Annotated in this window: 11 protein-coding genes; 8 read left to right on the forward strand and 3 right to left on the reverse strand. The window is 69.4% G+C overall.

Annotated features, from left to right (window positions below):
• Positions 1-3 precede the first annotated feature (3 nt).
• Positions 4-1,089, forward strand: coding sequence for a hypothetical protein (locus tag JL108_RS16610; RefSeq protein WP_143914213.1), 1,086 nt, complete (start codon positions 4-6; stop codon positions 1,087-1,089).
• 9 nt (positions 1,090-1,098) lie between these two features.
• Here JL108_RS16610 and JL108_RS16615 read toward each other — a convergent pair whose 3' ends face one another.
• Complete coding sequence (locus tag JL108_RS16615) at positions 1,099-2,088, reverse strand: 4-hydroxy-3-methylbut-2-enyl diphosphate reductase (RefSeq protein ID WP_143914212.1); 990 nt, start codon at positions 2,086-2,088, stop codon at positions 1,099-1,101.
• Between the two features lie 67 nt (positions 2,089-2,155).
• Here JL108_RS16615 and xseA point away from each other — a divergent pair, with 67 nt between their 5' ends.
• Complete coding sequence (xseA, locus tag JL108_RS16620; RefSeq protein WP_205199270.1) at positions 2,156-3,382, forward strand: exodeoxyribonuclease VII large subunit; 1,227 nt, start codon at positions 2,156-2,158, stop codon at positions 3,380-3,382.
• Entirely contained in the window at positions 3,372-3,611 is a 240-nt protein-coding gene (locus tag JL108_RS16625) for an exodeoxyribonuclease VII small subunit (protein ID WP_143914210.1), read from the forward strand. Before xseA ends, JL108_RS16625 begins: the two co-directional genes overlap by 11 nt.
• Here JL108_RS16625 and JL108_RS16630 read toward each other — a convergent pair.
• A complete protein-coding gene (locus JL108_RS16630; protein WP_205199271.1) occupies positions 3,554-4,096 on the reverse strand; it encodes a DUF4245 family protein in 543 nt (180 codons plus the stop codon). The two genes, JL108_RS16625 and JL108_RS16630, sit on opposite strands and share 58 nt — an antisense overlap.
• A gap of 72 nt (positions 4,097-4,168) precedes the next feature.
• Here JL108_RS16630 and glpX point away from each other — a divergent pair, with 72 nt between their 5' ends.
• From glpX to JL108_RS16645, 3 genes are read left to right on the forward strand one after another with little or no spacing between them, the layout of a single operon-like run.
• Complete coding sequence (gene glpX, locus JL108_RS16635) at positions 4,169-5,176, forward strand: class II fructose-bisphosphatase (RefSeq protein ID WP_374190856.1); 1,008 nt, start codon at positions 4,169-4,171, stop codon at positions 5,174-5,176.
• A complete protein-coding gene (locus tag JL108_RS16640) occupies positions 5,173-6,075 on the forward strand; it encodes an alpha/beta fold hydrolase (RefSeq protein WP_205199272.1) in 903 nt (300 codons plus the stop codon). Before glpX ends, JL108_RS16640 begins: the two co-directional genes overlap by 4 nt.
• The gene (locus JL108_RS16645; RefSeq protein WP_205199273.1) at positions 6,072-6,689 is read left to right on the forward strand and encodes a hypothetical protein; all 618 of its coding nucleotides are present in this window, start codon (positions 6,072-6,074) and stop codon (positions 6,687-6,689) included. The genes JL108_RS16640 and JL108_RS16645 overlap by 4 nt, the downstream gene beginning before the upstream one ends.
• On the opposite strand, the gene JL108_RS16650 is transcribed toward JL108_RS16645, so the two are convergent.
• Positions 6,631-7,560: a LysR family transcriptional regulator gene (locus JL108_RS16650; protein WP_205199274.1), complete on the reverse strand. Its 930-nt coding sequence runs from the start codon at positions 7,558-7,560 to the stop codon at positions 6,631-6,633. The two genes, JL108_RS16645 and JL108_RS16650, sit on opposite strands and share 59 nt — an antisense overlap.
• Positions 7,561-7,642: 82 nt before the next feature.
• On the opposite strand from JL108_RS16650, the gene JL108_RS16655 reads away from it, so the two are divergent.
• Both JL108_RS16655 and JL108_RS16660 read left to right on the forward strand, forming a co-directional pair.
• Complete coding sequence (locus tag JL108_RS16655) at positions 7,643-11,056, forward strand: bifunctional proline dehydrogenase/L-glutamate gamma-semialdehyde dehydrogenase (protein ID WP_205199275.1); 3,414 nt, start codon at positions 7,643-7,645, stop codon at positions 11,054-11,056.
• A 166-nt stretch (positions 11,057-11,222) separates the two neighbouring features.
• Entirely contained in the window at positions 11,223-12,620 is a 1,398-nt protein-coding gene (locus tag JL108_RS16660; protein ID WP_205199276.1) for a class II fumarate hydratase, read from the forward strand.
• Positions 12,621-12,695 lie beyond the last annotated feature (75 nt).

The raw sequence follows: 12,695 nt of genomic DNA on the forward strand, positions 1-12,695 counted from the left end.
TGCATGACCGGCGATCCCGCGCGGGGTGTCAACGTCCTGGTCGTCGCGGACCCCGGACTGCCCAGTCGTCGCGTCAACTCGATCAAGGACGATCTGCAGACGCAGCTGGAGACCACCTTCAGCCCTCCGGTCTCCCTGTACACGCAGACCGAGGTCATCCGCATCCGCCCCGACAACACTCTCGACATCGGGGTCGCGCACCGCATCGCCGAGAGCTACGACCACATCGACGTGGTCCTGCTGCTCACCGAGATCCCCCGGCACCGCGACAAGAGACCACTGATCGCCGAGATCTTCCCCGAGGAGAAGGTCGGCGTCATCTCCTGTCCGACGCTGGGTGCCGTCACCACCAAACGACGCATCCTCACCGTCTTCATGGCCTGCGCGCAGCGACTCATGCCGGTCGATGACGACGTCGACCTGAACGCCCACTCCCTGCGCTGGAGCACCTGGAAGGAGCCACTCGACGACGCTGGCCACCGCGAGCTCGTATCCAGCCGGGGGCTAGGCGGCCTGCGGATCGTGCTGGGCATGACGATGGCCAATGACCCCTGGCGCACCGCGCCGCGACTCTCCAGCGCGCTGGCGGCGGCCTCGGCCACCGGGGCCTTCGGCATCTTCTACAACTCGATCTGGCAGATGTCGAACTACCTGTCGACCACGCGGCTGCTGTTCATCGGGCTCCTGGCCATGACCGCGATGGTCTTCTGGCTCATCGTCAGCAACCGGCTCTGGGACACACCCGTCAAGGAGCGTCTCTCGACCGTCGTCCTGCTCTACAACCTGTCGACGATCGCGACCCTGTTCCTGTGCGTCCTCGTCCTCTACGCCACGCTCGTGGTGCTGATCCTCCTGACCAGCCTCGTCGTCATCGACCCCGAGTTCATGAGCATGGTCCTCGACACGGAGGCGAGCTTCATCAACTACCTCGACATCGCCTGGCTGAGCGCCGCGATGGGCGTCGTGGCCGGCGGCCTGGGATCGAGCTTCGACTCGCAGACGGACCTGCGCCGGCTGACCCACGGGCAACGAGAGCGTCAGCGCCAGTACACCGAGGACGACGACGCGGAGAAGGACACGACGTCCTGATCGGGACGGTCAGCTCTGGCCGGCGGCCTTGAGGTCGCGACGCAGCTCCGGCGGGAGGGCGAACATCAGCGATTCCTCGGCCGTGCGGATGGCCCGGGCATCGCCGATCCCCCGCTCGGCGAGATAGGCCAGCACGTCCTGCACGAGATCATCGGGCACCGACGCGCCGGACGTGACGCCGACGGTGCTGACACCCTCGAGCCAGGCGTCGTCGATCTCGCTGATGTCGTCGATCCGATAGGCCGCGTGAGCCCCGCCCTCGAGGGCGACCTCGACCAGACGTACCGAGTTCGACGAATTGGCCGAGCCCACCACGATCACCAGCTCGGCGTCCTTGGCGATCTCCTTGACGGCCACCTGACGGTTCTGCGTCGCATAGCAGATGTCGTCACTCGGCGGATCCTCCAGCTGCGGGAACTTCTCGCGCAGGCGGCGCACCGTCTCCATCGTCTCGTCGACGCTCAGCGTGGTCTGCGAGAGCCACGACAGCCGGGTGCCCTCCTCGAACTCCAGGGCATCGACGTCATCGGGGTGCTCCACCAGCGTGATGTGCTCGGGAGCCTCGCCCGCGGTGCCCTCGACCTCCTCGTGACCGGCGTGGCCGATCAGCAGGATCCGGTAGTCCTCCTTGGCGAAGCGCTTCGCCTCGTGGTGGACCTTGGTGACCAGAGGGCACGTGGCGTCGATGGTCTTGAGATCGCGCTCGGCGGCCTGCGCGTGGACGGCCGGCGACACGCCGTGCGCCGAGAAGACCACGGTGGAGCCGGCGGGGACTTCGTCGAGCTCCTCGACGAAGATCGCGCCGCGGGCGGCGAGGTTGTGCACCACGTGCTTGTTGTGCACGATCTGCTTGCGCACGTAGACCGGGGCGCCGTACAGGTCGAGTGCCTTCTCGACCGTGATCACGGCACGGTCCACCCCCGCGCAGTAGCCGCGAGGATCGGCCAGGAGGACCGAGCCACCCACCGAGGGCATGCCGAGTTCGACCGAGGACGTCATGTCCGCCATGGTAGCGGCCCGCGAAACCGCCACCGGGACTGTCGGTCGCCCTGGGTAAGGTCGCCCCATGGCCCTCGAGACCAGTCCGGACGCTCCCGCACCGTTGCGGCAGATCTCTGGGTTGATCGGCACCTATATCGGGCGCCTGGGGGCCGTATGGGTCGAGGCGGAGATCGCCCAGCTCAATCGCCGCCGGGGCGTCTGCTTCCTCACCCTGCGTGATCTGGAGGCCCAGATGAGCATCCAGGCGACCTGCCACGCCAGCGTGCTCGACGCGTCCCCGGCTCCGGTCACCGAGGGCGCCCGGGTGGTCGTGCACGCCAAACCCGACTTCTACCAGCCCAGCGGCCGGCTCTCGCTGGCGATCCGGGAGATCCGCCCGGCCGGCGAGGGTGAACTGCTCGCCCAGCTCGAACGCCGCAAACAGCTCCTCGCCGCCGAGGGGCTCTTCGATCCACGGCTCAAGCGGCCGCTGCCGCTCCTCCCCGGCGGCATCGGGCTCATCACCGGCAAGGCCTCCGCCGCCGAGCGCGATGTCGTCGAGAACGTCCGGCTCCGGTGGGCCGCCGCCCCGCTCCATGTCCGGCATGCGCTGATGCAGGGACCGCAGAGCGCCGCCCAGGTCGTCGCCGAGCTGCGGTCCCTCGACGCGGATCCGGCCATCGACGTCATCGTCATCGCCCGCGGCGGTGGCAGCGTCGAGGATCTGCTGCCCTTCTCCGACGAGGCCCTGATCCGCGCGGTGCATGCCGTCACCACCCCGGTAGTGAGCGCCATCGGCCACGAACCCGACGTCCCCCTGCTCGACCTCGTCGCCGATCTACGCGCCTCCACCCCCACCGACGCGGCCAAGCGCATCGTGCCGGATGTCGGCGAGGAGGTGACCGGTCTCACCCAGATGCGCGCCCGTGGCCGTCAGGCACTGCGGACCCTCATCGAGCGCGAGGCCCACGCGCTCGCCACCCTGCGCACGCGCCCGGTGCTCGCCACCCCCACCACGGTCGTCGATGTCCAGCAGGCTCTCGTCGACCAGCATCGCGAGCGGGCCCTCCGCGCAGTGGGCGCCCGGCTCGACCGCGCCCACGACGAGATCGGCCACCACCTGGCGCGTGTCCGCGCGCTCTCGCCCTTGAACACCCTGCAACGCGGGTACGCCGTGGCGCTGGACGCCGACGGCCACCCGGTCACGAGCACGGAGCAGGTCGGCACGGGCGACCAACTCGCCATCCACCTCACCGACGGGCTGCTCACGGCCCGTGTCGAGTCCATCGAGGAGCACCGCCATGAGCACTGACGCCCTGCCCGGAACGGGCCCGGAACTGAGCTACGAACAAGCCCGCGACGAACTCATCGGCATCGTCCAGAAGCTGGAGACCGGTGGCACCACGCTCGAGGAGTCCCTGGCGCTGTGGGAGCGCGGCGAGGAGCTCGCCGAGATCTGTCAGACGTGGCTCGACGGCGCCCGTCAGCGGCTCGCGTCCGCCGAGGCGAGCTCGGAGAACCGCACCAGCGACGAGACATAGTCCCGCGTCACCTCGGCCGAGGTCGTCGACCTCACGACCGTCGTCACATCGTCCTCGGTCGTGGCATAGACGAGCTCATCGCCGGAGTCGCCCACCTGCCAGACCACGCCGTTCACGGTCTCCTCACGGGCGTCTTCGTCGATCGCCCGGTCGAGGGCCTCTCCGTCGCCGTCGAGAAGCTGGCGGATGCCGACGAACTCGTCGTCGTCGGTGACGACCCCCATCTCCCACGTGGTGGCGTCGATCCTCGCCGAATTGGCCATCCATCCGTCCGGCAGCTGCTCAGGCACCCACGGATCGAAGCCCGCGGTCGGCTCCACGCCCTCGGCGGCGGTGAGGTAGTCCACCTCCGAGACAGGACGGTCCGGTTCGACGGTGAAGAAGATCCGGCCGATGACGAACACCACGAGCACGCCGGCCGTCAACAGCAGGACGCTGCGCAGGACGTCGCTCATCTTGGCATTCGCGCCGCCGTAGCCGCTCATCGTTCTCCTGGATCGTGTTACCCGAACGCCCGCCACATTAGCGACCCCCGCGAACCCCGTTAGGATGCCGGTGTGGAGACTCTGACGCCTGCCGCCGACGCCCCTGACCGCAATCTCGCCCTCGATCTGGTCCGGGTGACCGAGGCCGGTGCCCTGGCCGCCGGCCGTTGGGTGGGCCGTGGCGACAAGAACGGCGCGGACGGTGTCGCGGTCAACGCCATGCGCAGTCTCGTCAACACCGTGGCGATGGACGGCGTGGTCGTGATCGGCGAGGGCGAGAAGGACAACGCCCCCATGCTGTACAACGGCGAGCACGTGGGTGACGGGCACGGCCCGGAGTGCGATGTCGCGGTCGACCCGATCGACGGCACCACGCTGACGGCCAAGAGCATGCCGAACTCCATCTCCGTCATGGCGGTGGCGCCGCGCGGCGCCATGTACGACCCCTCGGCCGTCTTCTACATGGAGAAGCTGGTGGCCGGTCCCGAGGCGGCCGACTCGGTCGACATCCGCCTTCCCGTCTCGGAGAACATCGCGATCGTCGCCAAGGCCAAGGGCATCCAGGTCGCGGACGTGACCGTCTGCCTGCTGGACCGGCCGCGCCACCAGCACCTCGTCGACGAGATCCGGTCGACCGGTGCCCGCATCAAGTTCATCACCGACGGCGATATCGCCGGCGGCATCATGGCGGCCCGTCCCGCCACCGGCGTGGATCTGCTCGTCGGGATCGGCGGTACCCCCGAGGGCATCATCACGGCCTGCGCCATGAAGGCCATCGGCGGCGTCATCCAGGGTCGGCTGACGCCCAAGGACGATGAGGAGCGCCAGCAGGCCCTCGACGCCGGACACGACCTCGACCGGGTGCTCTCCACGGACGACCTGGTCAGCGCCGACGACTGCTTCTTCGTGGCGACCGGCATCACCGACGGCGAGCTGATGCAGGGCGTCCGATACGCCGGGCCCGTCGCCTACACCGAGTCGATCGTCATGCGCTCGCGCTCGGGCACCATCCGCAAGATCTTCAGCGAGCACCGCCTGAGCAAGCTGCGCGCCTACTCGGCGGTCGACTACGACCAGTGAGCATCGCGCCCTCGGCGAGTGAGCGGTTCGCCCATCTCGACTCCGGGCTGACGCTCTGCTTCGAGAGCTGGGGCGACGAGGACGCCCCCGTGGTCCTGCTGATCATGGGGCTCGGCTCGCCGATGCACCTGTGGCCCGACGGCTTCTGCGAGCAACTGGTCGACCGCGGATATCGCGTCATCCGGTACGACAACCGCGACACCGGCCGGTCGACCGCACTCCGCGAGCAGCAGGTGACTCGTCTCGACATCGTGCGGGCAGCACTCGGGATCCAGCGGCAGGTCCCCTACACACTCGGCGATCTCGCCGATGACGCCGCCGGGCTGCTCGACCGGCTGGAGATCGACCGGGCGCACATCGTCGGAGCGTCGATGGGCGGGATGGTGGCCCAGACCTTCGCGATCGCCCATCCCGGACGGACCGCCTCGCTCACCTCGATCATGTCGACGACCGGATCGCGCTTCGCCGGCTGGATGGATCCGCGGCTGATCCCGATGATGCTGCGACCGGGAGCCACCAGCCGCGAGGAGTTCATCGCCGGACAGCTCGCGGCGAGTCTGGCGATCGGCTCCCCCGGCTTTCCCGACGACCCCGATCTCGTCCGCGCCACCGCGGAACTGACCTACGACCGCGGCTGGACCTCCGCCGGGGTCACCCGCCACGTCCTGGCGATCCTCACCCAGCGCGACCGCCGGAAGGCGCTGCGGTCGGTACGAGTGCCGGCGATGGTCGTGCACGGCACCGAGGACCGCATGGTGCATCCCTCCGGCGGCACCTCCACTGCTCGCGCTCTCCCGCAGGCCGAGCTGTTGAAGATCGCGGGAATGGGCCACGATCTCCCCGTCGCCGCACAGCCCGCCGTCGTCGATGCCATCGACCGCACCGCGCGAAGGGCATGACCGCCCACCTGCGTCGCCGCGTGGACGGCGCCCTGGAGCTTCGCGTCAACGGCGTCTTCGTGATGGACGATGCCGAGACCAGCTCCGAGCGGCTGCTCGCCCAGGTGGTGCTCGATCTGGGAGCCCATGACGTGCTCGTCGGGGGTCTGGGGCTCGGCTACACGCTCCGAGCGCTGCTCGACGGGGGCGCCGATCGGGTGATCGTCGCCGAGGTGGAGGCCGAGGTCGTGGGGTGGTTCGCCGACGACACCATCCCGGGCGGCCGTGAGCTGACGGCAGATCCACGAACCGCGATCGAGACCGGGGACGTCCGCGACATCGTGACCGCGCAGCCTCCGTCGAGCCTCGATGCGATCGTGCTCGATGTCGACAACGGGCCGGACTTCCTCGTGCACGACGCCAATGCGCAGGTCTACGAGACGGACTTCATCGAGCAGTGCGCGACCCGGTTACGGCCGACCGGCCACCTGTGCGTCTGGTCGATGGCCGATTCCCCCACGCTGCGCGCCCGCCTCGCGGAGCACTTCGAGCACGTCGAAGCTCGCGACGTTCCGGTCAGGCTGCAGGGACGCCGGGAGTCGTATTGGGTTCTTCGAGGCTCGCGGCCACGCTGACCAGCGTCTCGCGGCAGGCGACGATCGCCGGGCTCTGCGCCACGGACGGACGGGTGGCGGTGAAGACCTGGCGGCGCGGCTCCCCCTCGAGGTCATGCAGCTGCACCTCCGCCTCACGTCCCAACCACATGAGATCGGGGATGAGCGCAACGGCGATGCCGGCCTCGACCAGGTCGATCTGAGCCTGGAGATCAGGGGTCTCATAGCGCACATCGGGTTCGAACCCGGCCACGCGGCACCGTTGCTCGGCCCAGTGGCGGGAGGCGACATCGTCGGGCTCCATCGTCCACGGCGCCGTGGCCGCCTCGTCCACCGTGGTGATCTCGGCCAGCGGGCCGACTCGGGGAGTCACCAGACGGATGCGGTCGGCGAACAACGGCACCCGGTCCAGCTCGGCATGCCACGGCGCGGCGTGACCGGGATACTGCTCGGCCACCACGAGATCGACATCGCCGATCGAGGTCGCCCCGAGCGCGGCCGCCGGCTCTCGCTGCTGCATCTCGACCCGCACGAACGGATGCGTGTCGCGCAGGCTCACGAGCATCCGCGGCATGAGAGCCAGCGCCGCGGACTGGAAGATGCCGATCCTCACGGTGCCGACGGCGGCGTCCAGCGACTCCTCCAGCTCGGTCTCTGCCAGCTCCAGCCGAGCCACGATCTCCTCGGTGTGGCCGACGAGGATCTCGGCCTGCGGGGTGAGCGCGAGTCGTCGGCCCGTACGACGCAGCAGCGGCACGCCGACCTCGCGTTCGAGGATCGTCAGCTGCTGCGATACCGACGACGGCGACTGGTGGAGCGCCGCGGCGACCTCCACGATCGTCCCGCGATGGTGGAGCTCGCGCAGCAGGGTGAGGCGACGCACGTCGAGCATCGGCAATCCTTCACATGAACCGAACGATATCGATAAGGAAACGTCACTTTACCTGAAGTGTCATGGTTCTCATACTGGTGTCATGACCGCTCCCCTCCCGCTTCCCGACTCGCTCGCCGACGACGCCGTCGCCCTCGTGCGCGCCTGGCTCCAGGCCGCCGAGAAAGAGCCGGTCGACCGCTCCGCCGCCCAGCTCGCCGGCCTGCTGAAGGACCCCAAGGGACTCGACTTCACCGTGGGCTTCATCGACGGCGTCATCCGCCCCGAGGACGAGCGCATCGCGGCGCAGAAGTTCGCGGAGCTCGCTCGCGACGTTCCCGGCTTCCTGCAGTGGTACCTCAAGGTCGCCGTCAAGGTCGGGGCCGTCGCCGGCCGCGTGGCTCCCAAGCTGGTCATCCCGATCGTGCGCCGTGTACTGCGCCAGATGGTCGGTCACCTCGTCATCGACGCGCGCGACGAGCAGCTCGGACAGGCGATCGCCAAGATCCGCAAGCCCGGCACGCGCCTCAACATGAACCTGCTCGGCGAGGCCGTCCTCGGCGAGGAGGAGGCCGCCAAGCGGCTCGAGGGCACGCACACGCTGCTGGCTCGCGAGGACGTCGACTACGTGTCGATCAAGGTCTCCTCGACCGTCGCCCCGCACAATCGGTGGGCCTTCGACGACGCCGCGGACCACATCGTCGAGAGCCTCGTGCCGCTCTACGAGCGCGCCGCGGCCGCCCCCACGCCGAAGTTCATCAACCTCGACATGGAGGAGTACCACGATCTCGATCTGACCATCGAGGTCTTCACCCGCATCCTGGACATGCCGCAGTTCGAGAAGCTGCAGGGCGGCATCGTGCTCCAGGCCTATCTCCCGGACGCGCTCGGCGCGATGCAGCGCGTGCAGGACTGGGCGGCCAAGCGCGTCGCTCGTGGCGGCGCATCGGTCAAGGTGCGCGTCGTCAAGGGCGCGAACCTGCCGATGGAGCAGGTGGAGGCCTCGCTGCACGGCTGGCCGCTAGCGACCTGGTCGAGCAAGGCCGAGTCGGATGCGAGCTACAAGAGCGTCATCGACTATGCGCTGAACCCGGACCACATCGCCAACGTGCGGGTGGGCGTCGCCGGACACAATCTCTTCGATCTCGCCTGGACCTGGCTGCTGGCCGGCGAGCGGGGCGTCCGCAGTGGCGTCGACTTCGAGATGCTGCTCGGCATGGCGCCCGGTCAGGCCGCCGCCGTCCGCCGCGACGTGGGCGAACTCCTGCTGTACACGCCCGTCGTGCATCCTCGCGAGTTCGACGTCGCGATCGCGTACCTCATCCGTCGTCTCGAGGAAGGCGCCAGCTCGGAGAACTTCATGTCGGCGGTCTTCGAGCTCTCGGCCAATGAGGATCTCTTCCGCCGCGAGGAGCAGCGCTTCCGCACCTCGCTGGGCATGATGTTCACCGAGGCGCCCCTACCGAACCGCGCGCAGGACCGGCGTGCCGATCCCGAGCCGTTCCCCGCGGAGTTCGCCAACACGCCCGACACCGACCCGTCACTGCCGGCCAACCTGGAGTGGGCGCGCGGGATCTTCGACCGCATCGACGACTCCGTGCTGGGCGAGGACGTCGTGGCCGAGCACACGATCGCCCACCCGCGCGATCTCGACGACCAGATCACCGGCGCCGCCGACGCGTCGGCCTCGTGGGGCGCGCTGAGCGGGGCCGAACGTGCGGACATCCTGGTGCGCGCCGCGCACAGCCTCGAGAAGAACCGTGCCCGGCTGCTGGAGGTCATGGCCTCCGAGTGCGGCAAGACCCTCGACCAGTCCGATCCTGAGGTCTCCGAGGCCATCGACTTCGCCTTGCACTATGCCGAGCTCGCCCGTCAGCTCGACGAGGTCGACGGTGCGGAGTTCCATCCGGTCGGCCTGACCCTGGTCGTGCCACCGTGGAACTTCCCCGTCGCTATCCCGGCAGGGTCGACTCTCGCCGCCCTCGCGGCCGGCTCGTCGGTCATCATCAAGCCCGCCCCGCAGGCCCGCCGTTGCGGCGCGATCATGGTGCAGGCGCTGTGGGAGGCCGGTGTCCCGCGCGACGTGCTGCGCCTCGTCAACGTCGGCGAGGACCAGCTCGGCCGTCAGCTCATCAGCGACCCGCGGGTCGACCGGTTGATCCTGACCGGTGCCTTCGAGACCGCCGAGCTCTTCCGGAGCTTCCGCCCGGATCTGCCGCTCTTCGGTGAGACGAGCGGCAAGAACTCGATCATCGTCGCGGAGAGCGCCGACCTCGACCTCGCCGTCAAGGACGTCGTCTACTCGGCCTTCGGCCACGCGGGCCAGAAGTGCTCGGCCGCATCGCTGGTGATCCTCGTCGGCTCGGTCGCGAAGTCGCCGCGCTTCCGCCGCCAGCTGCTGGATGCCGTGCGTTCACTCAAGGTCGCCTGGCCGTCCGACCCGACCGCCCAGATGGGCCCGGTCGTCGAGCCCGCCGAGGGCAAGCTGCTGCGCGGCCTGACCAAGCTCGGCTCGACCGAGACCTGGCTGGTGCGTCCCCAGCAGCTCGACGAGACCGGCCGGCTGTGGAGCCCGGGCGTCCGCGACGGTGTCGCCCCGGGCTCGGAGTACCACCTCACCGAGTACTTCGGCCCGATCCTCGGCATCATGACCGCCGACACCCTCGACGAGGCGATCGAGCTGCAGAACCGCGTCGAGTACGGACTGACTGCGGGCCTCCACTCCCTCGACGCCGATGACATCGACGTCTGGCTGCGCCATGTCCAGGCCGGCAATGTCTACGTCAACCGCGGCATCACCGGAGCGATCGTGCGGCGCCAGCCCTTCGGCGGCTGGAAGAAGTCGGCGGTCGGCCCGGGCGCCAAGGCGGGCGGACCGAACTACCTGGTCGCCCTCGGGGACTGGACGTCGTCCGAGGCCACCGCACAGGACAGCCCCGCCGATGACGTGGTCCGCTTCGTGCAGGAGGCCGCCAAGGTCACCGGACTCGACGACGCCGCCCGCGAGCGTCTGACCCGCGCGACGCACAGTGACGCCGCGATGCTGCGGACGGAGTTCGGCATCCGCAAGGACGTGAGCGGGCTGACCGCGGAGCGCAACGTCTTCCGCTACCTGCCCTGCCCGGCCGTGATCCGTTTCGCCACCGGTGGTGACGTGGCGGACCTCGTGCGGGTCGCCGCTGCGGCGATCTCGGTGGACGCCCCGGTGACCGTGTCGCTGCCCGACCGCCGCTACGCGGCACTGTTCGAGGGCACCGGCCTGGACGTCGAGGTGCTGGCCGACGAGGCCTGGCTCCGTGCCCTCGCCTCCGGCCCGGCCCAGCGGGTACGTCTCGTGGGCGGGTCGGCCGCCTCGGTCTACCCGGTGATCGGCGGCCGTCCCGATGTCGCGGTCTACGACCACGAGGTCACCGAGGCCGGGCGCATCGAGCTGCTGCCGTTCCTGCACGAGCAGGCGATCAGCATCACTGCCCACCGCTTCGGCACCCCCAACCACCTCACCGACGCGATCATCTGACCCACCCTGGGAGCGGTAGACCATCAACCGAATCCTCGTCCGGGCGGTAGGCCATCAACCTGATGAAGCAGTGATGAGGTTGATGGCCCACCGCTCCGACGCCGGTACGGTTGATGACGTACCGCCACGGGCCAGGCCTGATGACTGCGGACGATAGGGTGCGAACATGACCGACAACACCACCGAATGGCGCATCGAGCACGACACCATGGGCGAGGTCCGGGTCCCGGCTGACGCCCTGTGGCGGGCGCAGACCCAGCGTGCCGTCGAGAACTTCCCGATCTCCGGCACGCCGATCGAGTCGGCGCAGATCCGCGCCTTGGCGCAGATCAAGTCCGCCTGCGCGCAGGCGAATGCCGAGCTCGGCATCATCGAGCAGGACGAGGCCGACGCGATCTCGGCCGCGGCCGCCGAGGTCGCCGCCGGTCAGCACGACGATCAGTTCCCGATCGACGTCTTCCAGACCGGCTCGGGCACGTCGAGCAATATGAACACCAACGAGGTCATCGCGACGATCGCGAGCAAGAACCTCGGCCGCGAGGTCCACCCGAACGACAAGGTCAACGCCTCGCAGTCCAGCAACGACGTCTTCCCGACCTCGATCCACGTCGCCGCGACCGAGGCCGCCGTCAAGCAGCTGATCCCCGGTCTCGACCACCTCGCCACCACGCTGGAGCGCAAGGCCGGCGAGTTCGCGGAGGTCGTCAAGTCCGGTCGCACGCACCTGATGGACGCCACTCCGGTCACCCTCGGCCAGGAGTTCGCCGGCTACGCCGCGCAGATCCGCAAGGGCATCCGCCGCGTGGAGTCGGCGCTCCCCGCCACCGCCGAGGTCCCCCTCGGCGGCACCGCCGTCGGTACCGGCATCAACACCCCGCAGGGCTTCCCGCAGCGCGTCATCGAGATCCTCGCCGAGTCCACCGGACTGCCGATCACCGAGGCCGCGGACCACTTCGAGGCGCAGGGCGCTCGCGACGGCCTGGTCGAGATGAGCGGCGCCCTCAAGACCATCGCCGTCAGCCTCACCAAGATCTGCAATGACCTGCGCTGGATGGGCTCGGGCCCGCGTACCGGTCTCGCCGAGATCAACCTGCCCGATCTGCAGCCCGGGTCCAGCATCATGCCGGGCAAGGTCAACCCCGTGCTCCCGGAAGCGACGCTCATGGTCGCCGCGCAGGTCATCGGCAACGACGCCACGATCACCGTGGCCGGCGCGTCCGGCACGTTCGAGCTCAACGTGATGCTGCCGGTCATCGGCCGCAACCTGCTGGAGTCGATGCGTCTGCTCGCCACCTCGTCGGTCACCCTCGCCGATCGCTGCATCGACGGCATCACCGCGAATGCCGACCGCTGCCGCGAGTACGCCGAGTCGAGCCCATCGGTCGTGACGCCCCTCAACCGGCACATCGGCTACGAGAACGCGGCCGCGATCGCCAAGAAGGCGGTCAAGGAGCGCAAGACGATCCGCGAGGTCGTCATCGAGGACGGTTACGTCGAGCGCGGGGACATCTCCGAGGCCGATCTGGACAGCGCCCTCGACGTCATGAGCATGACCCACCCGTGAGCTGACACCTCGCCCCACAACGGGCGGGGGGGGGGGGGGGGGGGGGGGGGGGGGGGGGGGGGGGCGCGCCCCCCC

This window comes from Aeromicrobium sp. YIM 150415, from assembly GCF_016918125.1.
Classification (GTDB): Bacteria; Actinomycetota; Actinomycetes; order Propionibacteriales; family Nocardioidaceae; genus Aeromicrobium; species Aeromicrobium piscarium.

What these genes read in the sequence shown, in the direction of transcription:
- xseA (WP_205199270.1), top strand. Translation starts at nt 2,156, where the DNA reads ATGGCCCTCGAGACCAGTCCGGACGCTCCCGCACCGTTGCGGCAGATC.
- JL108_RS16610 (WP_143914213.1), top strand. Translation starts at nt 4, where the DNA reads ATGACCGGCGATCCCGCGCGGGGTGTCAACGTCCTGGTCGTCGCGGAC.
- JL108_RS16630 (WP_205199271.1), bottom strand. Translation starts at nt 4,096, where the DNA reads ATGAGCGGCTACGGCGGCGCGAATGCCAAGATGAGCGACGTCCTGCGC.
- JL108_RS16650 (WP_205199274.1), bottom strand. Translation starts at nt 7,560, where the DNA reads ATGCTCGACGTGCGTCGCCTCACCCTGCTGCGCGAGCTCCACCATCGC.
- JL108_RS16660 (WP_205199276.1), top strand. Translation starts at nt 11,223, where the DNA reads ATGACCGACAACACCACCGAATGGCGCATCGAGCACGACACCATGGGC.
- JL108_RS16615 (WP_143914212.1), bottom strand. Translation starts at nt 2,088, where the DNA reads ATGACGTCCTCGGTCGAACTCGGCATGCCCTCGGTGGGTGGCTCGGTC.
- JL108_RS16645 (WP_205199273.1), top strand. Translation starts at nt 6,072, where the DNA reads ATGACCGCCCACCTGCGTCGCCGCGTGGACGGCGCCCTGGAGCTTCGC.
- JL108_RS16655 (WP_205199275.1), top strand. Translation starts at nt 7,643, where the DNA reads ATGACCGCTCCCCTCCCGCTTCCCGACTCGCTCGCCGACGACGCCGTC.
- JL108_RS16625 (WP_143914210.1), top strand. Translation starts at nt 3,372, where the DNA reads ATGAGCACTGACGCCCTGCCCGGAACGGGCCCGGAACTGAGCTACGAA.